Source organism: Pseudomonas sp. Z4-7, assembly GCF_051131965.1.
Taxonomy (GTDB): domain Bacteria; phylum Pseudomonadota; class Gammaproteobacteria; order Pseudomonadales; family Pseudomonadaceae; genus Aquipseudomonas.
In genome coordinates this window covers 933,652-955,373 of the sequence record NZ_CP071642.1, presented here as the reverse complement: position 1 = coordinate 955,373, position 21,722 = coordinate 933,652, and the positions used below count along the sequence as shown (strand labels likewise).

Here is a 21,722-nt window from a genome sequence, read left to right as displayed (position 1 = left end):
ATGCAATGGGAAGTCGTGATCGGGCTGGAGATTCATACCCAGCTCACCACCCGATCGAAAATCTTTTCCGGTAGCTCGACCACCTTCGGTTCCGAGCCCAACACCCAGGCCAGCCTGGTAGACCTGGGCATGCCCGGCGTATTGCCGGTGCTCAACGCCGAAGCGGTGCGCATGGCGGTGATGTTCGGCCTGGCGATCGACGCCGAGATCGGCCAGCACAACGTGTTCGCCCGCAAGAACTACTTCTACCCGGACCTGCCCAAGGGCTACCAGATCAGCCAGATGGAATTGCCGATCGTCGGCAAGGGCCACCTGGACATCGCGCTGGAAGACGGCACGGTCAAGCGCGTCGGCATCACCCGTGCGCACCTGGAAGAAGACGCCGGCAAGAGCCTGCACGAAGAATTCAACGGCGCCACAGGCATCGACCTGAACCGTGCCGGCACGCCGCTGCTGGAAATCGTCTCCGAGCCGGACATGCGCAGCGCCAAGGAAGCCGTGGCCTACGTCAAGGCGATCCACGCGCTGGTGCGTTACCTGGGCATCTGCGACGGCAACATGGCCGAAGGCTCGCTGCGCTGCGACTGCAACGTGTCGATCCGTCCCAAGGGCCAAACCGAGTTCGGTACCCGCTGCGAGATCAAGAACGTCAACTCGTTCCGCTTCATCGAGAAGGCGATCAACAGCGAGATCCAGCGCCAGATCGAACTGATCGAGGATGGCGGCAAGGTCATCCAGCAGACTCGCCTGTACGATCCGAACAAGGACGAGACCCGTCCGATGCGCAGCAAGGAGGAAGCCAACGACTACCGTTATTTCCCCGATCCGGACCTGCTGCCAGTGGTCATCGAGAACTCTTTCCTCGACGAAGTGCGCGCCACCCTGCCGGAACTGCCGCCGCAAAAGCGCGAGCGCTTCCAGGCGCAGTTCGGGCTGTCGAGCTATGACGCCAACGTCCTGGCCACCAGCCGCGAACAGGCCGATTACTTCGAGAAAGTCGTGAGCATCGGCGGCGACGCCAAGCTGGCGGCCAACTGGGTGATGGTCGAACTGGGCAGCCTGTTGAACAAGCAGGGCCTGGAAATCGACGAGTCGCCGGTCTCGGCCGAGCAACTGGGCAGCATGCTGTTGCGGATCAAGGACAACACCATTTCCGGCAAGATCGCCAAGATGGTCTTCGAAGCCATGGCCAATGGCGAAGGCAGCGCCGACGAGATCATCGAGAAGCGCGGCTTGAAACAGGTCACCGACACCGGTGCGATCAGCGCCGTGCTCGATGAAATGCTTGCGGCCAATGCCGAGCAGGTCGAACAGTACCGCGCGGCGGACGAAGCCAAGCGCGGCAAGATGTTCGGCTTCTTCGTCGGCCAGGCCATGAAAGCCTCCAAGGGGAAGGCCAACCCGCAACAGGTCAACGAACTGCTAAAAAGCAAGCTCGAGGGCTGATGGCCATGGAGCCAGTCTCGCTGTCTGGCTCGATCCCCCGTGGCGAGGGAGCTTGCTCCCGCTGGACTGCGCAGCAGTCCCCTCTATCTGGCAACGGATTGTTGGGGGTCGCTCCGCGACCCAGCGGGAGCAAGCTCCCTCGCCACAATAACTTTCACAACCACACTGATGTGGAAACCCCCTACATGAAGCGTCTCCTCGGCGCCTGCGCCCTGCTGTCCCTGCTGGCCGGCTGTGCCAGCCAGAGCGGGACGGTCGATCCACACGGCTACGACCAGACCGGCGTCGCCTCCTATTACGGTTCCCGGCATCACGGCAAACGCACCGCCAGCGGCGAACGTTTCGACCAGCACGGCCTGACAGCCGCTCATCGCCAGTTGCCGTTCGGCACCCGGGTGAAAATCACCAACCTGAAAAACAACGACAGCGTCGTGGTCCGCATCAACGACCGTGGTCCGTATTCACGCGGCCGACTGATCGATGTATCGCGCGCCGCTGCCGAACAGTTGGGCATGCTGCGTAGCGGTACCGCGCGGGTGCGCGTACAAGCCCTCGACGACTGACAGACGGAGTCCGGCCATTTCCCTGATCAACGCTTTATCCCTGCTCAGCCTGATCGAATTGCTCGGCGCCTTGCTGTTGCTGATCGCCGGCGCCGAGCTGCTGGTGCGTGCCGCTGTCGGCCTGGCGGCGCGCTTGCAGGTGCGTCCATTGATAATCGGCCTGACCGTCGTCGCTTTCGGCAGCAGCGCGCCACAGATGGCCGTCAGCCTGCAGGCGACCCTGGCGCAGAACGCCGACATCGCCGTGGGCAGCGTCATCGGCAGCACGATTTTCAACCTCCTTGTGACTCTAGGCCTGTCGGCGCTGATCATTCCGTTGCGCGTCTCGCGACAACTGGTGCGCCTGGACATCCCGCTGATGATCGGCGCGTGCCTGCTGGTTTTCGTACTGGCCTGGAACGAAGAGCTGAGCCGACTGGACGGAGCGCTGCTGCTGATAGCCCTGGCGGTGTACCTGGCGCTGCTGCTGCGCCAGTCCCGGCATTCGGGACGACCGCATCCGCTGGGCGAAGTGGTCGACATGGCCTGGCCCAAAAGCCTGGTAATGATCGCGTCGGGCCTGGCCATGCTGGTTTTCGCCGGGCACCTGTTACTGGGCGCCGCAGTGGAAGTGGCGACGGACCTGGGACTGTCGGAGCGCATCATCGGCCTGACCATCGTTGCCGTCAGCACGTCGCTGCCGGAGCTCGCCACCTCGCTGATCGCCGCACTGCGTGGCCAGCGGGACATTGCGGTGGGCAACGTGATCGGCAGCAACCTGTTCAACCTGCTGGGCGTACTCGGCGTGACCGCTCTCGCCGCCCCTTCGCCGCTCTCGGTCTCGCCCAATGCCCTGGACTTCGACCTGCCGGTAATGCTCGGCGTGGCGGTGCTGTGCCTGCCGGTATTCTATTCCGGCTACCGCGTCACCCGCGCCGAAGGGCTGCTGTTGCTGGGCTTGTACCTGGCTTACGGGCTGCACGTGGTGTCGTTCACCACCGGCATGCCCCTGGCCGGCCAACTGGAACGGCTGATGCTGTTCTACGTGCTGCCGGCGCTGCTGGCGTTCTTGCTGTTCACTTCCGTGCGCGCCTGGCGCCGCCAACACCACAAGAGGGATTTGCCATGACCGACACTCCGAAGACCGGCCTTGACATGCGTCGCCAGGTGATGGGCGACGCCTTCGTCGATCGCGCCCTGGGCAACGCCACCGAGTTTACCCAGCCACTGCAGGATTTCGTCAACGAGCACGCCTGGGGAAGTGTCTGGAGCCGCGAAGGCCTGCCGCTGAAAACCCGCAGCCTGATCACCCTCGCCGCCCTCACCGCCCTCAAGTGCCCCCAGGAACTCAAAGGCCACGTGCGCGGCGCCTTGAACAACGGCTGCACGGTACAGGAGATTCGTGAGGCACTGCTGCATTGCGCGGTATACGCGGGCGTGCCTGCGGCGATCGATGCGTTTCGGGCGGCGCAGGAAGTGATTGATAGCTATCAGAAGCCTGAGTGACTGTGGGATTGCCTTCGCGAGCGGGCTCGCTCCCACAAGGGCCAGAGGGTATCGCAGTCACCTGTGGGAGCGAGCCTGCTCGCGAATGGATCGAAAGGGCACTGCAAATCCGCGGCTAGATCCACCCACCCCACTGCAACACAAAAATCCCCACGTTGGTGGTAATCGCCGCCATCAGCGTAGTGATGACGATGATCGCCGCCGCCAGCTCATGGTTGCCATCGGCCGCGCGGGCCATGACGAAGCTGGCGGCGGCGGTGGGGCTGCCGAAGTACAGGAACAGGATCCCCAACTCGGCGCCGCGAAAGCCCCATAGCCAGGCGCCCAACGTGGTCACCAGGGGCAGGCCGACCATTTTCACCAGGCTCGAACTCAGGGCCATCTTGCCGCTTTTGCGCAAGGCCGCCAGCGACAGCGTGCCGCCGATGCAGATCAACGCCAGGGGTAAGGTCATTTGCGACAAGTACCTGGCCGAGGTCTCGAACCAGTTCGGCAGGCCGATTTGCCAATAGGCGAACGGCGCGGCGGCGAGCACGCTGATGATCAGCGGGTTGCTGACCACGCTTTTGCAGATGCTCCATGGGTCGGACTTGATCACCGGGCTGTAGACCGCCAACACGATGGTCGACAAGGTGTTGTAGAACAGGATCACCAGCGCCGCGAGAATCGCGCCGAGGGAAATGCCGTAGTCACCGTACATGCTTGCCGCCAGCGCCAGGCCGATTACCCCGTTGTTGCCACGAAACGCGCCCTGAGTGTAGATACCGCGATCTTCACGCGGACACCGCCAGATCGCCCAGCCCCAGGCCATGGCAAAACTCGCCAGGGTGGCGATCGAGAAATAGATCAGCAGGTCCGGCTGCAACGCCGCATGCAGGTCGGCATGCAGGATGCCGAGGAACAACAGCGCCGGCATGGTGACGTTGAACACCAGCGACGAGGCGATGTAGATGAAGTTGTCGTTGATCCAATTGATACGCTTGAGCAGCGTCCCCAGAAACAGCATGGCAAACACCGGCGCGGTGATGTTCAGGGTTTCGAGGAAAATTGCCAGCATGCCGGGGGACCTTGAGGAGGGTGTCGTTAGGTGGCTAATGATAGCCACTCACGGCGTTGGCGTCTGGTCGAGCCTCTTCGCGAGCAGGCTCGCTCCCACATTTGTACTGGATCGGACACAAATCCACACTCACCACATATCCCTGTGGGAGCGAGCTTGCTCGCGAAGGCGCCAGGTCAGCTTGCATCAATGCTGAATGTACCGCCCCCATCGCGAGCAAGCTCGCTCCCACACTGGATCTCCAGCGATCACAAAATCCACATGCACCCCATATCCCTGTGGGAGCGAGCTTGCTCGCGATCAGCGCCAGATCAGGTAATCGGCGCCGGGTTGAACAGCGTGATGTCGTTGTACAGCTTGTGCCGTTCGGCCCAGGTCTGCTTCTTGCCGCTGGCCACATCCAGGTAGTAGTGGAACAGCTCCCAGCCCAACTCTTCGATGCTTGCACGCCCGGTAGCGATCCGGCCGGCGTCGACATCAATCAGGTCGGGCCAGCGTTGGGCCAGTTCGGTGCGGGTCGAGACCTTCACCACCGGCGCCATCGCCAAACCGTACGGCGTACCGCGTCCGGTGGTGAACACATGCAGGTTCATCCCCGCCGCCAGTTGCAGCGTACCGCAGACAAAATCACTGGCCGGCGTGGCGCAGAAGATCAGGCCCTTCTGCTTGAAGCGCTCGCCCGGGCCGAGCACGCCGTTAATCGCGCTGCTGCCGGACTTGACGATCGAGCCCAGGGATTTTTCGACGATGTTAGACAGCCCGCCCTTCTTGTTGCCCGGCGTGGTGTTGGCGCTGCGATCGGCTTCGCCCTTGGCCAGATAGCGGTCGTACCAGTCCATCTCGCGCACCAGCTCCTCGGCGACTTCACGGGTTTGCGCCCGGGACGTCAGCAGATAGATCGCATCGCGCACTTCGGTGACTTCGGAAAACATCACCGTCGCACCGGCCCGCAGCAGCAAATCCGAGGCGTAGCCCAGGGCCGGGTTCGCGGTGATGCCAGAAAACGCATCGCTGCCGCCGCATTGCATGCCCAGGATCAGCTCCGAGGCCGGCACGGTTTCGCGACGGCGCTGGTCGAGCTTTTTCAGGCGGGTCTCGGCCAGCTCCATGATCTGCTCGATCATTTCGGTGAAACCGTGGCTGGAGTCCTGCAAGCGATACAGCCACGGCTCGCTGAGATCCACCGAACTGTCGCCCTCGTGCATGACCTGCCCGGCCTGCAATTTCTCGCAGCCCAGGCTGATCACCAGCGCCTCGCCGCCCAGGTTCGGGTTGCGCGCCAGGTTGCGCACGGTGCGAATCGGGATATAGGCATCGGTGGCGGTGATCGCCACGCCACAGCCGTAGCTGTGGGTCAGCGCCACCACGTCATCGACGTTCGGATACTTGGGCAGCAGCTCATCCTTGATGCGCTTGACCGCATGGTCCAGCACGCCGGTCACACACTGCACCGTGGTGGTGATACCCAGGATGTTGCGCGTGCCGACGGTACCGTCGGCGTTGCGATAACCCTCGAAGGTGTAGCCCTCAAGCGGCGCATCGGCGGCCGGCACATCGGTGGACAACGGCAGGCTGTCCAGCGGTGGCGCGGTGGGCATGCGCAGTTGGTCTTCCTTGACCCAGCTGCCACGCGGGATCGGCTGCAGCGCGTAGCCAATGACCTGGCCGTAGCGAATCACCTCGCCGCCCTCGGGAATATCCTCCAGGGTGACTTTGTGGCTTTGCGGCACGAAGTCGACAGTAACCAGGCCGTCCGGGAATTCGGTCCCGGCCGGTACGCCCTGGTCGTTGACGACGATCACTACGTTGTCCCGCTCATGCAGGCGGATGTAACGGGGCGAATCGGCATGTTCAATCAGATTCATCGACGCCGCTCCTCAGGATTTGGCTTCAGACAGGCCGGAAATGTCGACATCCCTGGCCGTTGGTTCCTTGAGCACGACACGCTTGATCGGGCCCACGATCACCAGGTAGCTGAACACCGCCATCAGCGCGTTGCAACCGACAAACACCAGCGCCCACTTGAACGAACCGGTGGAGCTGATGATGTAGCCGATGACGATTGGCGTGGTAATCGACGCCAGGTTGCCGAAGGTGTTGAACAGGCCACCGCTCAAGCCGGCGATCTGTTTTGGCGAGGTGTCGGAGACCACGGCCCAGCCCAGTGCACCGACGCCTTTACCGAAGAAGGCCAGGGCCATGAAGCCCACCACCATCCATTCGATGTCCACGTAGTTGCACGCCACGATGCTGCTGGACACCAGCAGGCCGGCGATGATCGGCGCCTTGCGGGCGAAGGTCAGCGAGTGGCCCTTGCGCAGCAGGTAGTCGGAAATCACCCCGCCAAGCACGCCGCCGATAAAGCCGCAAATGGCCGGCAAAGACGCGATGAAACCGGCCTTGAGGATGGTCATGCCGCGTTCCTGCACCAGGTACACCGGGAACCAGGTGAGGAAGAAATAGGTGATGCCGTTGATGCAGTATTGGCCCAGGTACACGCCGAGCATCATGCGGTTGGTCAGCAGCTGGCGGATGTAATCCCACTTCGGACCATCGGCTTTCTTTTCCTTGCCCTTGTCCTGGTCCATGTCGACCATCGCGCCGTTGGACGCGATGTGATTGAACTCGGCCTCGTTGATCATCGGGTGCTGGCGCGGGCTGTAGATCACCTTCAGCCAGACCAGCGAGAACACGATACCGATCACGCCCATCACGATGAACACGTGCTGCCAGCCAAAGCGGTAGACGATCCAGCCCATCAGCGGTGCGAACAGTACGGTGGCGAAATACTGCGCCGAGTTGAAGATCGCCGAGGCGGTGCCGCGTTCCGCGGTGGGGAACCAGGCCGCGACGATACGGGCGTTGCCTGGGAAGGAAGGCGCTTCGGCCAGCCCGACCAGAAAGCGCAGCATGAACAGCGCAACCACGGCCGTGGACATGCCGAATTCACCGACATAGCCTTGCAGCACGGTGAACAGCGACCAGGTGAAAATGCTCAGGGCATAGATTTTTTTCGAACCGAAACGGTCGAGCAGCCACCCGCCAGGAATCTGCCCGGCCACGTAGGCCCAGCCGAAGGCGGAGAAGATATAACCGAGGGTGACGGCATCGATGCCGAGGTCTTTTTGCAGGCTGGAACCAGCGATGGCGATGGTGGCACGGTCGGCATAGTTGATCGTTGTCACCAAAAACAGCATGAGCAGGATCAAATAGCGGACGTGCGTCGGCTTGGTCTCTTGCATGTAATCTACTTCCACTATTTATTTTTATGCGGGAAATCAAATTGTACGGTCGGCGCCGGAGCCCGGCACCGACCGGTGTTGCGTATTACGAGCCGATGTAGGAGGTCTTCACCACGGTGTAGAACTCTTGCGCGTAGCGGCCTTGCTCGCGCGAACCATAGGACGATCCTTTGCGTCCGCCGAACGGCACGTGGTAATCCACGCCGGCGGTCGGCAGGTTGACCATTACCATGCCCGCCTGGGAATGGCGCTTGAAGTGGTTGGCGTACTTCAACGAGGTGGTGGCGATACCGGCCGACAGACCGAACTCGGTGTCGTTGGCCATCGCCAGCGCCGCCTCGTAGTCAGCCACGCGCACGACGTTGGCGACCGGGCCGAAGATTTCTTCACGGCTGATGCGCATCGAGGCTTCACTGTCGGCGAACAGCGTCGGCGCCAGGAAATAACCTTCGGTATCGCAGGTCACCACACCACCACCGCTGACCAACCGCGCACCTTCGCTCTGGCCGATGTCGATGTACTTCAGGTCCTGGTTGAGCTGGGCCTCGGAGACCACAGGGCCGATATCGGTGCCGGCCTTCAAGGCATGACCGACCTTGATCGACTGCATGCGCTCGGCCATCGCCGCGACAAACTTGTCGTGGATACCGGCGGTGACGATCAGGCGGCTCGACGCGGTGCAACGCTGGCCGGTGGAGTAGAACGCGCTCTGCACCGCCAGCTCGACGGCCTGCTTGAGATCGGCGTCGTCGAGGATGATTTGCGGGTTCTTGCCGCCCATTTCCAACTGCACCTTGGCCTGGCGCGACACGCAGTTGACCGCGATCTGCCGGCCCACGCCCACGGAACCGGTGAAGCTGATGCCGTCGACTTTGGGGCTGTTGACCAGGACTTCACCGACCACGCGGCCGCTGCCCATGACCAGGTTGAACGCACCGGCCGGGAAACCGGCGCGGGAAATGATTTCGGCCAAGGCCCAGGCACAGCCCGGCACCAGCTCGGCGGGCTTGATCACCACGCAGTTGCCGTAGGCCAGGGCCGGGGCGATTTTCCACGCGGGGATCGCGATCGGGAAGTTCCACGGGGTGATCAGGCCAACCACACCAAGGGCTTCACGGGTGACTTCAACGTTGACGCCTGGACGCACCGACGGCACGTAATCGCCCGACAGGCGCAGGCACTCGCCGGCGAAGAATTTGAAAATATTGCCGGCGCGGGTCACTTCGCCAATGGCTTCGGGCAGGGTCTTGCCCTCTTCCCGGGCCAGCAATTGGCCGAGTTCTTCGCGGCGGGCGAGAATTTCACTGCCAACTTTATCCAACGCGTCGTGACGGGCCTGGATACCCGAGGTCGACCAGGCCGGGAACGCAGCACGAGCAGCGTCGATGGCGGCGTTGACTTGAGCGGCGTCAGCCTTGGCGTATTCACCGATGACATCGGACAAGTCAGACGGGTTGATGTTGGTGCAATAGTCGGCACCGGCTACCCACTGACCGTTGATGTAGTTATCGAAACGCTTTGAATCTGCCACGAGTGCTCTCCTTACAATAAGCCTTACGCAAAAAGCCGCTGATTGCTCAGCGGCTTTGTCGGGTCTGTTACTGCTTGCCTTGCTTGTCGATCAGCGCGGCCAGGGCTTCGTATTCTTCTGGCAGCAGGTCGGTCAGCGGCGTGCGCACAGGGCCCGCGTCGTAGCCAACGATTTTCGCACCGGCCTTGACGATGCTCACCGCGTAACCGGCCTTGCGGTTGCGGATGTCCAGGTACGGCAGGAAGAAATCGTCGATGATCTTGCCGACGGTTTCGTGATCTTCGCGGGCAATGGCGTGGTAGAAGTCCATCGCGGTTTTCGGGATGAAGTTGAACACCGCCGAGGAGTAGACCGGTACGCCCAGGGCCTTGTAGGCCGCGGCGTAGACTTCGGCGGTCGGCAAGCCGCCCAGGTAGCTGAAACGATCACCGAGGCGACGACGGATCGACACCATCAATTCGATATCGCCCAGGCCGTCCTTGTAGCCGATCAGGTTCGGGCAACGCTCGGCCAGCTGCTCCAGCTGGGTGGCGTTCAGGCGGCAGACGTTACGGTTGTAGACCACCACGCCGATTTTCACCGATTTGCACACGGCTTCAACGTGGGCGGCAACGCCGTCCTGGCTGGCTTCGGTCAGGTAGTGCGGCAGCAGCAGCAAGCCCTTGGCACCCAGACGCTCGGCTTCCTGAGCGTATTCGATGGCCTGGCGGGTCGCACCGCCAACACCGGCGAGGATCGGCACGCTGGTGGCGCAGGTATCGACGGCGGTCTTGATGACTTGCGAATACTCACTGGCGGCCAGGGAGAAAAATTCACCGGTGCCGCCCGCTGCGAACAATGCAGAGGCGCCATACGGGGCCAGCCACTCGAGGCGCTTGATGTAGCTGTCGCGATTGAAATCGCCATTGGCAGTGAAATCGGTGACCGGGAACGACAGCAGGCCAGACGAGAGGATGGACTTCAGTTCTTGTGGATTCATTATTCGAACACCCTGGACGCAAATGTTGTGTTGTAGGAAAGCGGTTCAGCTTCGCGAGAAGTTGTAGGTCATCGTACAACTTAAAATATGAACGTCAACTGCATTTTGTCTTTTGTCGGGTTCTGGCCCAGGGGAAATCGCCTTGCAGCCTTGCAAACCGGGGCTTTGGGTTTGAAGGGGAGACGGATGAAACTTGCCGACCGAGAACCAGGACCGCTCGTCGCCACTGTCAACTCTGCCAGTAGGCGCCGTTACGGCGAGGGGGCATAACCCACGTATGGCCGTGCCGTACCCGGCCGTAGTCCCTTTCACAATCTTTTAAGTGAGCCGCCCGTACGCGACGATCAGGGCCGCCTCACGGGAATGACATCATGGAAATATATGCGAAGCCAACCGTTCAGAACTACCCGGAAAACACATCGACAAGGACGGTCGACATCAACCTGTCAGCAACGCAAGAAAGTACATTCACCGTTGTGGTTCCGGCAAAGCAAGAAGTACCTCAATACGACCACGATGCCTTTTTGATACTGGGTCCCGATGGGGAAAAACCTGAGTGGGAGAAAAGACATGGATCGCCATTGGTCGACATAACGGACCGTGAAAATCCTCAGCCAAAGACCGAGGTCACATTGATGACTTTGCCCAGGGAGGCACTGATACCGTACGTAGGCAAAGAGGTCCAGCTACGCTATCGGACATACGGTGAGACGCAGCAATACAGGTACTCCGAGCCAATAACGCTGAATATCCAGGCGTAAGCCGTTCAGCCCAAGCTCTAGTGCTTACCTGCACGTCAGGTCGACGCAAGGATCCGAAGTCACACAAAAGCATCCTTGCCACCAGAGTAGTGAGCGTTAACCCTGCGCCTGCGCCTCTTCATGGGCCTGACGCAGCCGCTCACGGCTGTTGGTCAAATGCAAACGCATGGCCGCTCGGGCCGCGTCGGAGTCCTGGCGGGCAATGGCTTCGTAGATTTCCTCGTGCTCGCGGCTCAGGCGATCCATGTAGTGTTGCTGGTCGTCATGGGCCAGGCGCGCCGAGTTCAGCCGGGTGCGCGGGATGATGCTGGTGCCCAGGTGGGTCATGATGTCGGTGAAATAGCGGTTGCCAGTGGACAGGGCGATTTCCAGATGGAAAGCGAAGTCCGAGGCCACCGCGTCGCTGGCGTGGGCCGCGCTTTCATTCAACGCGTCGAGTGCCGCGCGCATCGCTGCCAATTGTTCGTCGCTGCGGCGCTGCGCCGCCAGCCCGGCTGATTCCACCTCCAGGCTGATGCGCAATTCCAGGATCGCCAGCACGTCACGCAAGGTGACCACCGTCGCCGGGTCGATGCGAAAGCCGCTCGGGCTTGGCGTATCGAGCACGAATGTACCGATGCCGTGGCGGGTTTCCACTTGCCCTGCCGCCTGCAAACGGGAGATCGCCTCGCGCACCACGGTACGGCTGACACCATGGGCCTCCATGATCGCCGACTCGGTGGGCAATTTATCGCCACGCTTGAGCAGACCGTCGCGAATCTGCTCGGACAGCACCGTCACCAGCTCCTGCGCCAGGCTGCGGCGCTTGCGGGGAAGACGTGGGACGTTGAGCGGGTTTTCCATGGTGTATCTCTATTTTGACGAGCGGCTGAATACGCATCATAGCGCAACGTGGTTGTACGATCACCGTTGGTGCAGAAACCGAGTTGCTTTCATCGCGAGCAAGCTCACACGGAGACCGGCTGTAGACATAAATCTGCGATTCACCAGCAACCCTTGTGGGAGCGAGCCTGCTCGCGAATGCGATGTGTCAGAGTACTTAACCGCAACTGACACGCCGCCTTCGCGAGCAGGCTCGCTCCCACATCAGGTTTGGGGGTTTCAGGCGGTTACGGCCTGCTCCACCAGTCGGCCATTCTCGATGCGCACATGTCGTGCATGGAAACGTTTCAGACTGCTTCGGTGGCCGACGCTGATGATGCTCAAGCCCGGCAACTGGTCGATCAACGCCTGGTACAGCGTCGCCTCGTCCTCCTCATCCATCGCCGACGTCGCTTCGTCCATGTACAACCACAGTGGCGCGTATAGCAATGCCCGGGCAAAGGCCAGGCGCTGCTGTTCGCCCGGCGAGAGCATGCGTTGCCAATGGTTGCTTTCGTCCAGCCGCGAAATCAGATGCGGCAGGCGACAGGTTTCCAGCACCTGTGCATAACGTTCGTTGGGGTAGATATCGCCCGCTTGTGGATAACTCAATACCTCGCGCAGGCTGCCAATCGGCAGGTAAGGCTTTTGCGGCAGGAACAGATAACGCGCCGAAGGCAGCAGGATGCTGCCGTGCCCGGCGGGCCACAAATGTCCCATCGCCCGCAGCAAGGTGGACTTGCCACTGCCGGAACGACCGCTGAGCATCACCCGCTCGCCCGGTTCGACACTCAATTCGGCGCGGGTCAGCAAATGGCGTCCGTCGCTCAGGTCCAGCCCGAGGTTGCGGACTTTCAGTTCGTTGCCCTGGTTCTGCACATCGATGGCCGGTACCCGGTCTTCGTTGTCGCTCATGGCCTGGCGGAAACTCAGCAGACGGTCACAAGTGGCGCGCCAGGCGGCGAGCGAGGCGTAAGCATCGATGAACCAGCTGAAATTGTCCTGCACATTGCCGAACGCCGAGTTGATCTGCATCAGCTCGCCCAGTTGGATCTTTCCGGAAAAGTAACGCGGCGCAGCGACGATAAATGGAAAGATGATCGCGATCTGCCCATACCCAGAGGTAAAGAACGTCAGGCGCTTGGACACGCGCATGATGTCCCAGAAGTTGTGCCACACCAGGCCGAAACGCTCGCTCAGGCGGCGGTTCTCGTTGGGTTCGCCGTTGTATAGCGCAATGCTCTCGGCATTTTCCCGCACCCGCACCATGGAAAAACGCAGGTCGGCTTCGAAGCGCTGCTGGTTGTTGTTCAGGCCGATCAGGCGGCGCCCGATCAAATGCGTCAGCCAGCTGCCCACCGCCGCATACAGCAGCGCACACCAGAACATATAGCCAGGGATCGTGTAGCCGAACACTTCGATGCTGCCCGACACGCCCCACAGAATGATCGAGAACGACACCAGGCTGACCACGGTACGCAGCAGCCCCAAGCCCAGGCTCAACGTGGTGGAAGTGAAGCTGTTGAGGTCTTCGGAAATCCGCTGGTCAGGGTTGTCGGTGTAACCGCCCTGCTCCAGCCGGTAATAATTCTTGTCGTTCAGCCAACGGGCAAAATGCTGCTCGGTGAGCCAGGCCCGCCAGCGAATCGTGAGCATCTGGGTGAGGTACAGACGATACACGGCGCCGAGGATCGCCACCGTGGCGATGCCGCCGAAATACAGGATCAACTTCCAGAACGCCTCACTGTTCTTTTCCTGCAGGGCGTTATAAAAATCCTTGTACCAATTGTTCAGCCACACCGAAATCGCCACGCTGAACAGCGACAGCGCAATCACGGCGATCAACAGCGTCCAGGCCTTGCCCTTCTCCTCACTGCGCCAGTATGGCGTGGTCATTTGCCAGACACGGCGGAAAAACTGGCCGCGCACCGCGTCATTGACCGCGGAATATTCAGCGTTCTGATTCATGGTTAAGGCTCGATAAGGGGAAAACTCGGGCCGATCATAAAGCAACGGCCCGATGTGTCGCGAGGGTGGACAGCATTCGTTCAGCGCAGGTTCAGCGACGTACCGGACGCTTCTGCAATTTGCGCTGCAAGGTCCGCCGGTGCATGCCCAGGGCGCGGGCGGTGGCGGAGATGTTGCCTTCGTGCTCGGTCAGCACCCGCTGGATATGTTCCCACTGCAGCCGGTCCACCGACATCGGATTTTCCGGCACCAGCGTGTCCAGGTCGGCGTGCTCGGACAACAACGCGGCCAGCACATCGTCGGCGTCGGCCGGTTTGCACAGGTAATTGCAGGCGCCGCGCTTGATCGCCTCGACCGCCGTGGCGATGCTCGAATAACCGGTGAGAATCACCACGCGCATTTCCGGGTCGAGTTCCAGCAGCTTGGGCAGCAGCACCAGCCCTGAGTCGCCATCCATCTTCAGGTCGAGGGCGGCGTAGTCGGGCAGGTCGGCCTGGGCGATGGTCAGGCCCTCTTCGGCGGAGCCGGCGGTGCTGACGCGAAAACCGCGTCGGGACATGGCCCGGGCCATGACGCGGGTGAAGGTGGCGTCGTCGTCCACCAGCAACAGGTGCGGCAGTTCTTCGCCGTCGACTTGGATCTCGTCACTCATATTCGTCTCCTCGGTCGGCATGGGGCAGGCGCAGCTCGGTGAGCGTGCCGCCCTCCTCATGGGGGTAGAGTTTCACCGAGCCGCCGGCGCGTGTCACGCTGGCCTTGCTCAAAAACAGGCCGAGGCCGAAACCCTTGCCCTTGGTGGTGTAAAACGGTTTGCCGATCTGCTCGGCAATCGCCAGCGGCACACCGGCGCCGTGGTCGCGAATGCAGATCGTCAGTTCATAGGCGTTCCAGTCCAGCACCACTTCCAGGCCTTCCGGACAGGCGTCGGCGGCGTTGTTCAGCAGGTTCAGCAAGGCCTGGGTCAGGTCCGGCGGCGGCGCCATGCGCGGCACCGTGCCCTGGCCCAGGCACTGGAAGCGATAACTGGCTTCGGGGCGCATCAGGTGCCAGCGATTCAGCGCCTCGTCGAGCCAGTCGGTGACGTCCTGCATTTCGATGGCCAACCGGCGGTTCGCCTCGGCGGCACGCACCAGGTATTGCAGGGTTTCCTTGCACAGCTGGACCTGGTCCTGCAGCACGCTGAGGTCTTCCTGCAACGCCGGATCATGATGGTCCTGGCGCATTTCCTTGAGCAGCACGCTCATGGTCGCCAGCGGCGTGCCCAATTCATGGGCGGCGCCGGCGGCCTGGGTCGCCACGGCCAGCAGTTGCTCGTCGCGCAGGCCTTCTTCGCGGCGAATCGCCCGCAGCTCTTCCTGGCGACGCAGCTCTTCGGCCATACGCGCGGCAAAAAACGTGATGACCGCGGCGGCCAGGGCAAAACTCAGCCACATGCCGTAGATCTGCAGGTTTTCCCGGGCAATGGGAAAGGTTTCCAGCGGATAGAACCGCGCCAGCAACAAGGTGTACAGCGCCAGGGCGATGCCGGACAGGATCAGCGAAAAACGCCACGGCAGCGTGACCGCCGCAATCGTCAGCGGCACCAGGTAATACGACACGAAGGGATTGGTCGACCCGCCGGAGAAATACAGCAGCGCACTGTGGATAAACAGGTCGCAGGCCAGTTGCACGGCGTATTCAAGCTCGGTCACTGGCCAGGAAGTGCGCAGGCGAATCGCCGTCAATGCGCAGAGTACGCTGGAGCACACCAGGGTAATCGCCAGTTGCAGCCAGGGCAGCGGCAGCAGGTCGAACCAATAGGCAAGCCCCACGGAGCCGGCCTGGGCCGCGAGGACCAGAATGCGGATGAACGTCAGACGCCAGAGGTTCTGGCGCGAAGCGGAAGTCATTTGCAAAGGGGCGAGCATGAGCTCTCCTGATGAGCGCTCCAGGCGGATCGCACGGAGTATAACCAAGGCGCGGCAGGCAGAGGCGAAGATGCGGCAAAGCGCCACAGCCCTGAAGGCTATATATCCCCTCCGCCACAAAAGCCACTCACCCGCAATCTGTATAGAAGTTGTAACTGTGCGAACCCGCTTATAAAAGCTAGAGTCTTATCGTTCACGCAGGCTCGGAACCTACCCCTGCGCATCATCCCAAGGAGCTTTCATGCACACGTTCAGTCGCCCCGCCGCCCTGCTCGCCCTCAGCCTCGGCGCCGTCGCCAGCCTGCCGGCCCTGGCCGCCGATGAGCTGCACTACAACCAGATTTCCCTGCACGCCGAAGCCAGCCAGGAAGTGGCCCGCGACCTGATGATCGTCACCCTCTACACCGAGGAACAGAACACCGACCCGGCCAAACTCGCCGCCGCCGTCAGCACCACGCTGAACAAAGCCATCGGCCAGGCCAAGCAAGTCAAGGACATCAACCTGCGCCAGGGCAGCCGCAACAGCTACCCGGTCTATGACAACAAAGGCGGGAAAATCACCGGCTGGCGCGAACGCGCCGAATTACGCCTGGAAAGCGCCGACTTCGCCGCCCTGTCCAAACTCACCGGCGAACTGCTGGGCGACATGAAAATGGCCGGCATGGACTTCGCCATCGCCACCGCCACCCGCCAGACCAGCGAAGACGCCCTGCTCAAGGACGCCGTCAACGCCTTCAAGGCCCGCGCCCAACTCGCCACCGAGGCCCTGGGTGGCAAGGGCTACAAGATCGTCAACCTGAATTTCAACACCAACGGTTACCCGCAACCGTACATGCGCCCGCAAATGATGATGAAAGCGGCGTCGATGGATGCCGAGTCGGTGACGCCGGAAGTTGAAGCGGGCACCAGCAAGGTGACGATGACGGCGGATGGGGTGGTTGAGGTGTTGATGCAGTAAAGTTGGCGGGGGTTTCAGCCAGTTCGCTTACTGGCTGAAACCCCGAGGGCCTCTGTGGCGAGGGAGCTTGCTCCCGCTGGGCTGCGCAGCAGACCCAAAGCAGACACCTCGGTGTCAGATAGAAAGTACCGTCTATTGAGCGTCTGCTATGGAGCCATCTTCAGCAAGGGCACAGCCGCTTGAGCGAGGCGGGTGAGCAACTCAATATCTTGTGCGTCGCGCATGCCGTCCTCGTTCAAGTCGATTTTTATACCCACCTTGTCGTACGTTCCATCCTTTGACGGAGAAGAAACAAAGGTGACGAAATAACAACGTCCCTCGCGGTGAAACTCGAGCCGCACCGCAGGGTATTCGTCACCGTCCAAACTTCTGAGTATTATGCGAACTTCTTCGGCAGGCATCAACATACCTCGTCCATCGAGTCGAATCGGAACGGCAGTAATAGCAAGTGCCGCATAAGCGGCGGTTTACTTCAGCATCGCCACGGCCGCCTCAGCGAGCTTGCGGATCAGTTTCTTGTCACGCGCATCGAAGTCGCCGTCACCGTCGATGTCCCCCTTTACCTCCACCTGATCGTAAACTCCATTGCTCTTTGACGAAGTGAGATAAGTTGCAAATTCGAGTTTTTTCCTCGAATAGAACTCAACTACCATCTCCTTTTTCCCGTCACCCTCAAAGTCTTCAAACGACATGCGAATTTCTCTAGCGGCCATCGTTACGCCCCTTCCATAGATAAATGTTTTGACGTCGCTATACATGAAGCGCGCCTGTGATCACCGTATGGCCAGGCGCACAACACGTCTACTGTCAGAACTTACAGGTGGATGGCCGTACAGCGGGAGCTGGCGCTAACCCTCGGCGGGACGGACCGTCGCTTCCAACTGGTCCAGCGCCTTGTCCACCAACAACTGGCACAACTCCACCAACTGATGAATCCCCAGCGCCACGCTGCGCCGCGTGCCCTCCACTTCGAAAGCGAGGTCCTCGGCCATGGCTTTTATCGAGGCCAGGGTTTCGGAGGTGCTGGTCAGTAGTGTGTCGGCGTCGGCATCCGCCGTGACGGAGAACAGACTGTCAATGCGTGGATCGGTACTTGTTTCAGGTGGTTTCGGGTTGAGGTAATGATCAAGGACTCGCTCGGCGGCGGCGCGGTCTTTCAGCAGCTCTTCGATGGAATCGAAGCCGGCAAGCGGGTTGGTTTTGTTGAAGGGTGGGTCGGGGACTGGCTTATCCATTTTTTTTACCTATTAGTGATGAGAGCCATCACTTACCGTTTCTCACTCGGCAAATGGGTGGCAGCTGTGTGCAGGGGTGAGAAATCCGAGAATAGGTACTCGGCCAGACCGAGGTCTGCCCGCACACAGCCGCCATAACGCATCTACAGGCAGCGGATAAGCTGGCTGCAATTATGCAGGTACCGAGGCTGGATGCCTATTATTCGGGTTTCTCACGCCCGGCCGCTGAGTAGCAGCGACAAGCAAAAGACTAGAGAGCGCAGTTCCGACCGGCAACCTTAAAAACACGTCGGACATTTCCTTATCTAAGGTCGAACGCTCCTACACTCTCGAAGGACGCATGCCACCTAACAACCCGACACAACCTCCGTGGCGAGGGAGCTTGCTCCCGCTGGGCTGCACAGCAGCCCCAAACCAGACACCTCAGTACGACATGACAACATCAAGCCACCCAGCCCACTCGCTCCGAGCTAAGGCAAGCTCGCCACAGGAACACGCTCCTGTGGCTGCGTGACATCAAACACATGCTGCCCGCACCGGCTGCCCACAAACTGGAATTCCACCAAATAAACCTTGCTTCGCTGCGGCGTAAAAGTGCTTCGGACCGGACCACAGCGGTACCCATTACCGATGCTCCCGCCACTGGCGAAGCCTGACACCTCGAAGGGCTGATCAACGTCAGCCTCTACCTCCAATTGCGGAAAGTGCTTCAAGGTTGCGCTGTGCACCGTCTCGTTGACCTTGGCAATCCAGCCAAACACCTTGCCCCGACCGGTATCCACCACGGTTCCCTGCACATCCAAACGCTGATCAGGATCCGCCGCACGTCTGATGGAAAACTCCACCGGATAAGTGGCCCCGGACGCTTTCATGATGACCTTGGCGTGCTGTGCATCGACAGTCACTTTGTTTTGCTGGAACTGGATGCCGTTGTTGAGCAGCGAGGGGGAGGAATCTCTGACGTTGGATTTGCAGGCGGGTAAGGTCAGGATCAGGATCAGGGCTAAGATCATCAGTGAAAATTTACTCATAACTGCTCCATGCGCATAGTCTTGAAAACACATCCTACCCCCAGTTAAAAACAGGAGAAATACTACATTCAATCCCAACATTAACTAGAGCATTACGAACCCGTAAAACCCCCTCTGCCTGGCCGACAAACACGAGAAAACGACCGCTCTGAAGTTTTTTCCTAGCCACTAAAAAATTACAACCCGCGACATCAGAAACAATTCTTACGTGCGCTTCATTTTTATAATCGCCGACGCAGCTAACGCTATATTCAACCTCATCGAGCTTAATATCCGCTATATGCGTCGTAACCACCGACCAACCGCAGTCATAGCACTTCAACCCTTGAGCGCTAGCCTTTTTGAAGAGCTTTAGCCCCCCTCCGCACCGCTCACAGGTTATGCAATCTGATTCACTCATTCGGCCCACCAGAATTAAATATTTAAATGTTCCTTGATTTGACAAATGGGGAAGATCAAACAACGGCGAACTCGGGCTCGATGAACAAAGTGAACAAAGGGGACGAACAAAGGGGACAGATTTATTTTCCGATCAGCTTTGCTCTACACGATCAAACCAGGGCCTGACCACTCCGCATCATCACAGGCTCAGAAAACAAATCTGTACCCTTTTCTCGCTAGAAATAAATCCGTCCCCTTTTTGGTCGAATTAAAAGTATTGCCCGGAAACGTGGTCTGTCCCTGAGAAACCCACATTTCGGCCAAATGGTCCGTCCCCACCACCCCATTAACGATCATTCAAACTACAGAGAATAACAAAATTTGCAATCGGCAGTTCCACGCTACTCTCTTCCCCTGAGTCGAGAATATCTTGAACAACAACCATTCCTTTTAAAAAATCAAATTCAACATCAAAACAATTAAACTCACACTGCCTAGCTAAAACCTTATCGGAATCAGCTCTTTGCTGAAGGGCCTCACTTAAAACCTTACGAACATGAGGGCTCAACTCTTGAGCAATAAATCGCTCAATTAAACTGTTATTGACCATAGCCTCTCCATCACTTTGGGAAAACCGTATTGATAATTCCATTCCGAACATTAATCTCATAAAGAACAACAAAGGGGACAGATTTATTTTCCGATCAGCTTTTGCCCCTACATAATCTATCAGGGCCTGATCATTCCCCGTCATGACAGGCTCAGAAAATGAATCTGTCCCTTTTTTTCCGAAATAAAATAAATATGCCCCCCTTTTTCGCCCTTTTTTCTTTTAGCAAACTTATTTGTTTTTTACAAAGCTGACATAAACCGCCTCTATCACAGCGTCCTCCTCACCGATATCAGGCGCATAAATCCTAAGACCCAATCCGTCCACATCAAATCCTGAACTATTAAAGTTCAGGACCTCGCCTCGCGCAACCATATGCTGCTGAACTTCAAGTACATCCGCACCGGACAAACGCTGTCCGCGCCAGCTGAGGTCGCTCCATTTCAAAAATTCCACGCCGATGATGGTGAAACCCTCATCAAAATAAACATGCACTCCTAGATCATCGTAGGCGTCAGTCGGAACTGTAGAGCCTGTCGTTTTGAAGAATTCGTCAAAATTACCTCCCAATATCGCCCGCGATTGATCGCGAGTCATACCGATATGCACCGGACCTAAATCACCAAAACCCAACAGTCGAAGCTCATCACTACTTTTTCCTAAAATCATCTGGATTCAACCTAGACGCATAATCCAACATCGAAAAAAGAAAAAAAGGGGACAGATTTATTTCCTTCACTGCTAACCAGGTTCAGGTCCGGAACACCTCTTCTGGTCGCCAGAGAAAAAAAAGGGGACAGATTTATTTTCCGATCAGCTTTGCCGCTACACGATCAAACTAGGGCCTGACCACTCCGCATCATCACAGGCTCAGAAAACAAATCTGTCCCCTTTTCTCGTCCCCTTTTCTCAAGAAATAAATCCGTCCCCTTTTTGGTCCAACATCATTAATCACCATCAGAGTCAATGTGGCGATTGCCTTACTCCCTAACCACTCTGCATTAACACACCAATAAATCTTTCAAACTCTTGCAAAACGGAGTCCTTCTCCTCAGGCGAAAGCAATACATTCATAATCTGCCCATCACAAGCACAGTCATACACATCTAACCCCACCCAACCTTTGGACCAAAACTCTACCGTTCCTAATTTATCTAAACCTTCCAGCTCTATCCTCTCAAGATCACCAAAGTCACCATTAACAAATATTGAGCACTCAAATGAATACCCACCTAGCCTAGGCTTTATAAACTCATCAAACCAAGAACCGTCCACAAACACCTTACTTCCTGTCTATGATATAGAATATTTTTTACTTTGAAAAAATGGAGGAAAAAAGGGCGAAAAAAAAGGACAGATTTATTTTCCGATCAGCTTCTGCCCCTACATAATCAATCAGGGCCTGATCATTCCCCGTCATGACAGGCTCAGAAAATGAATCTGTCCCTTTTTATCCGAAAGAAAATAAACCTGTCCCCTTTTTCTTTGTGGCAGTCCCCTTTGTGGCAGAAAACAAATCTGTCCCCTTTTCTTGTCCCCTTTTCTCTATTGAATCCCGTAGCGCTCCTGAGCCTCTTTATAACTCAGCTCGCCTTTTTCGACCTGATCGACGACCGACAATTTGAAGGTCAGCGTGTAGTCTCGCTTACTGCGCCTTTTTACTGATTCCATTATGTCCTCCTGAAAAGCAGATCAGAAGGTGTAAAC

The 21,722-nt window shown here is 58.8% G+C and carries 23 protein-coding genes and 1 pseudogene; 6 read left to right on the top strand and 18 right to left on the bottom strand.

Annotated elements, in window-relative coordinates; genetic code table 11:
• The 4 genes from gatB to J3P91_RS04035 all read left to right on the top strand — a co-directional run bounded on the left by gatB (window position 1) and on the right by J3P91_RS04035 (window position 3,494).
• Entirely contained in the window at window positions 1-1,446 is a 1,446-nt protein-coding gene (gene gatB / locus J3P91_RS04050; RefSeq protein ID WP_434569815.1) for an Asp-tRNA(Asn)/Glu-tRNA(Gln) amidotransferase subunit GatB, read from the top strand.
• 185 nt (window positions 1,447-1,631) lie between these two features.
• Complete coding sequence (locus tag J3P91_RS04045; protein WP_434569816.1) at window positions 1,632-2,009, top strand: septal ring lytic transglycosylase RlpA family protein; 378 nt, start codon at window positions 1,632-1,634, stop codon at window positions 2,007-2,009.
• A 49-nt stretch (window positions 2,010-2,058) separates the two neighbouring features.
• Window positions 2,059-3,117, top strand: a complete 1,059-nt coding sequence (locus J3P91_RS04040; RefSeq protein WP_434604992.1) for a calcium/sodium antiporter — start codon at window positions 2,059-2,061, stop codon at window positions 3,115-3,117.
• On the top strand, window positions 3,114-3,494 hold the full coding sequence (locus J3P91_RS04035) for a carboxymuconolactone decarboxylase family protein (protein WP_072430755.1): 381 nt from the start codon (window positions 3,114-3,116) through the stop codon (window positions 3,492-3,494). The genes J3P91_RS04040 and J3P91_RS04035 overlap by 4 nt, the downstream gene beginning before the upstream one ends.
• 115 nt (window positions 3,495-3,609) lie before the next feature.
• Here J3P91_RS04035 and J3P91_RS04030 read toward each other — a convergent pair whose 3' ends face one another.
• The 5 genes from J3P91_RS04030 to kdgD form a co-directional block, all read right to left on the bottom strand.
• Window positions 3,610-4,551 carry an AEC family transporter gene (locus J3P91_RS04030; protein WP_434602820.1) on the bottom strand — a complete coding sequence of 314 codons (942 nt, stop codon included), beginning with the start codon at window positions 4,549-4,551 and terminating at the stop codon, window positions 3,610-3,612.
• A 311-nt stretch (window positions 4,552-4,862) separates the two neighbouring features.
• Window positions 4,863-6,416 carry a galactarate dehydratase gene (gene garD, locus J3P91_RS04025; protein WP_434602819.1) on the bottom strand — a complete coding sequence of 518 codons (1,554 nt, stop codon included), beginning with the start codon at window positions 6,414-6,416 and terminating at the stop codon, window positions 4,863-4,865.
• Between the two features lie 12 nt (window positions 6,417-6,428).
• On the bottom strand, window positions 6,429-7,793 hold the full coding sequence (locus tag J3P91_RS04020; RefSeq protein ID WP_434602818.1) for an MFS transporter: 1,365 nt from the start codon (window positions 7,791-7,793) through the stop codon (window positions 6,429-6,431).
• Window positions 7,794-7,878: 85 nt separating this feature from the next.
• A complete protein-coding gene (locus J3P91_RS04015) occupies window positions 7,879-9,324 on the bottom strand; it encodes an aldehyde dehydrogenase family protein (protein WP_434569820.1) in 1,446 nt (481 codons plus the stop codon).
• 67 nt (window positions 9,325-9,391) lie between these two features.
• Window positions 9,392-10,303, bottom strand: coding sequence for a 5-dehydro-4-deoxyglucarate dehydratase (gene kdgD / locus J3P91_RS04010; RefSeq protein WP_186613371.1), 912 nt, complete (start codon window positions 10,301-10,303; stop codon window positions 9,392-9,394).
• A 371-nt stretch (window positions 10,304-10,674) separates the two neighbouring features.
• On the opposite strand from kdgD, the gene J3P91_RS04005 reads away from it, so the two are divergent.
• On the top strand, window positions 10,675-11,064 hold the full coding sequence (locus tag J3P91_RS04005; protein WP_434602817.1) for a hypothetical protein: 390 nt from the start codon (window positions 10,675-10,677) through the stop codon (window positions 11,062-11,064).
• Between the two features lie 96 nt (window positions 11,065-11,160).
• Here the strand turns inward: J3P91_RS04005 and J3P91_RS04000 are convergent, their stop codons facing one another.
• The 4 genes from J3P91_RS04000 to J3P91_RS03985 form a co-directional block, all read right to left on the bottom strand.
• Complete coding sequence (locus J3P91_RS04000) at window positions 11,161-11,907, bottom strand: FadR/GntR family transcriptional regulator (protein ID WP_305496837.1); 747 nt, start codon at window positions 11,905-11,907, stop codon at window positions 11,161-11,163.
• A 258-nt stretch (window positions 11,908-12,165) separates the two neighbouring features.
• Window positions 12,166-13,893 (bottom strand): ABC transporter ATP-binding protein/permease, encoded by a 1,728-nt coding sequence (locus tag J3P91_RS03995; RefSeq protein WP_434602816.1) that lies wholly within the window; start codon window positions 13,891-13,893, stop codon window positions 12,166-12,168.
• Window positions 13,894-13,984: 91 nt separating this feature from the next.
• Entirely contained in the window at window positions 13,985-14,545 is a 561-nt protein-coding gene (locus J3P91_RS03990; RefSeq protein WP_003177957.1) for a response regulator transcription factor, read from the bottom strand.
• Window positions 14,538-15,800 (bottom strand): ATP-binding protein, encoded by a 1,263-nt coding sequence (locus J3P91_RS03985; protein WP_434602815.1) that lies wholly within the window; start codon window positions 15,798-15,800, stop codon window positions 14,538-14,540. The genes J3P91_RS03990 and J3P91_RS03985 overlap by 8 nt, the downstream gene beginning before the upstream one ends.
• 241 nt (window positions 15,801-16,041) lie before the next feature.
• Between J3P91_RS03985 and J3P91_RS03980 the strand changes: the two genes are divergently transcribed.
• Window positions 16,042-16,758 (top strand): SIMPL domain-containing protein, encoded by a 717-nt coding sequence (locus J3P91_RS03980; protein ID WP_434569824.1) that lies wholly within the window; start codon window positions 16,042-16,044, stop codon window positions 16,756-16,758.
• 146 nt (window positions 16,759-16,904) lie between these two features.
• On the opposite strand, the gene J3P91_RS03975 is transcribed toward J3P91_RS03980, so the two are convergent.
• The 9 genes and pseudogenes from J3P91_RS03975 to J3P91_RS03935 all read right to left on the bottom strand — a co-directional run.
• On the bottom strand, window positions 16,905-17,159 hold the full coding sequence (locus tag J3P91_RS03975) for a hypothetical protein (RefSeq protein ID WP_434602814.1): 255 nt from the start codon (window positions 17,157-17,159) through the stop codon (window positions 16,905-16,907).
• 66 nt (window positions 17,160-17,225) lie between these two features.
• Window positions 17,226-17,516, bottom strand: a complete 291-nt coding sequence (locus J3P91_RS03970; RefSeq protein ID WP_434602813.1) for a hypothetical protein — start codon at window positions 17,514-17,516, stop codon at window positions 17,226-17,228.
• Window positions 17,517-17,606: 90 nt separating this feature from the next.
• Window positions 17,607-17,993: a DUF6124 family protein gene (locus J3P91_RS03965; protein ID WP_434602812.1), complete on the bottom strand. Its 387-nt coding sequence runs from the start codon at window positions 17,991-17,993 to the stop codon at window positions 17,607-17,609.
• 470 nt (window positions 17,994-18,463) lie between these two features.
• Window positions 18,464-19,024, bottom strand: a complete 561-nt coding sequence (locus J3P91_RS03960) for a hypothetical protein (RefSeq protein WP_434602811.1) — start codon at window positions 19,022-19,024, stop codon at window positions 18,464-18,466.
• Window positions 19,025-19,058: 34 nt separating this feature from the next.
• A complete protein-coding gene (locus J3P91_RS03955; protein WP_434602810.1) occupies window positions 19,059-19,424 on the bottom strand; it encodes a hypothetical protein in 366 nt (121 codons plus the stop codon).
• Between the two features lie 327 nt (window positions 19,425-19,751).
• Window positions 19,752-20,159: a hypothetical protein gene (locus tag J3P91_RS03950; RefSeq protein WP_434602809.1), complete on the bottom strand. Its 408-nt coding sequence runs from the start codon at window positions 20,157-20,159 to the stop codon at window positions 19,752-19,754.
• Between the two features lie 87 nt (window positions 20,160-20,246).
• Window positions 20,247-20,684 carry a hypothetical protein gene (locus J3P91_RS03945; RefSeq protein ID WP_434602808.1) on the bottom strand — a complete coding sequence of 146 codons (438 nt, stop codon included), beginning with the start codon at window positions 20,682-20,684 and terminating at the stop codon, window positions 20,247-20,249.
• A gap of 318 nt (window positions 20,685-21,002) precedes the next feature.
• Window positions 21,003-21,296, bottom strand: coding sequence for a hypothetical protein (locus tag J3P91_RS03940; RefSeq protein WP_434602807.1), 294 nt, complete (start codon window positions 21,294-21,296; stop codon window positions 21,003-21,005).
• A gap of 267 nt (window positions 21,297-21,563) precedes the next feature.
• Window positions 21,564-21,686, bottom strand: a pseudogene (locus J3P91_RS03935) (IS3 family transposase); the annotation flags it as partial.
• Between the last annotated feature and the right edge of the window lie 36 nt (window positions 21,687-21,722).

Bases quoted from the DNA above. Each gene is read 5' to 3' on its own strand.
- J3P91_RS03995 (WP_434602816.1), bottom strand. From the start codon at position 13,893: ATGAATCAGAACGCTGAATATTCCGCGGTCAATGACGCGGTGCGCGGC.
- J3P91_RS03975 (WP_434602814.1), bottom strand. From the start codon at position 17,159: ATGCCTGCCGAAGAAGTTCGCATAATACTCAGAAGTTTGGACGGTGAC.
- J3P91_RS03950 (WP_434602809.1), bottom strand. From the start codon at position 20,159: ATGACGGGGAATGATCAGGCCCTGATAGATTATGTAGGGGCAAAAGCT.
- J3P91_RS04000 (WP_305496837.1), bottom strand. From the start codon at position 11,907: ATGGAAAACCCGCTCAACGTCCCACGTCTTCCCCGCAAGCGCCGCAGC.
- J3P91_RS04020 (WP_434602818.1), bottom strand. From the start codon at position 7,793: ATGCAAGAGACCAAGCCGACGCACGTCCGCTATTTGATCCTGCTCATG.
- J3P91_RS03980 (WP_434569824.1), top strand. From the start codon at position 16,042: ATGCACACGTTCAGTCGCCCCGCCGCCCTGCTCGCCCTCAGCCTCGGC.
- J3P91_RS03990 (WP_003177957.1), bottom strand. From the start codon at position 14,545: ATGAGTGACGAGATCCAAGTCGACGGCGAAGAACTGCCGCACCTGTTG.
- J3P91_RS03960 (WP_434602811.1), bottom strand. From the start codon at position 19,024: ATGAGTAAATTTTCACTGATGATCTTAGCCCTGATCCTGATCCTGACC.
- J3P91_RS03965 (WP_434602812.1), bottom strand. From the start codon at position 17,993: ATGGATAAGCCAGTCCCCGACCCACCCTTCAACAAAACCAACCCGCTT.
- J3P91_RS03945 (WP_434602808.1), bottom strand. From the start codon at position 20,684: ATGATTTTAGGAAAAAGTAGTGATGAGCTTCGACTGTTGGGTTTTGGT.
- J3P91_RS04035 (WP_072430755.1), top strand. From the start codon at position 3,114: ATGACCGACACTCCGAAGACCGGCCTTGACATGCGTCGCCAGGTGATG.
- J3P91_RS03985 (WP_434602815.1), bottom strand. From the start codon at position 15,800: ATGCTCGCCCCTTTGCAAATGACTTCCGCTTCGCGCCAGAACCTCTGG.
- J3P91_RS04005 (WP_434602817.1), top strand. From the start codon at position 10,675: ATGGAAATATATGCGAAGCCAACCGTTCAGAACTACCCGGAAAACACA.
- J3P91_RS04030 (WP_434602820.1), bottom strand. From the start codon at position 4,551: ATGCTGGCAATTTTCCTCGAAACCCTGAACATCACCGCGCCGGTGTTT.
- J3P91_RS04045 (WP_434569816.1), top strand. From the start codon at position 1,632: ATGAAGCGTCTCCTCGGCGCCTGCGCCCTGCTGTCCCTGCTGGCCGGC.
- garD (WP_434602819.1), bottom strand. From the start codon at position 6,416: ATGAATCTGATTGAACATGCCGATTCGCCCCGTTACATCCGCCTGCAT.
- J3P91_RS03955 (WP_434602810.1), bottom strand. From the start codon at position 19,424: ATGAGTGAATCAGATTGCATAACCTGTGAGCGGTGCGGAGGGGGGCTA.
- kdgD (WP_186613371.1), bottom strand. From the start codon at position 10,303: ATGAATCCACAAGAACTGAAGTCCATCCTCTCGTCTGGCCTGCTGTCG.
- gatB (WP_434569815.1), top strand. From the start codon at position 1: ATGCAATGGGAAGTCGTGATCGGGCTGGAGATTCATACCCAGCTCACC.
- J3P91_RS03970 (WP_434602813.1), bottom strand. From the start codon at position 17,516: ATGTATAGCGACGTCAAAACATTTATCTATGGAAGGGGCGTAACGATG.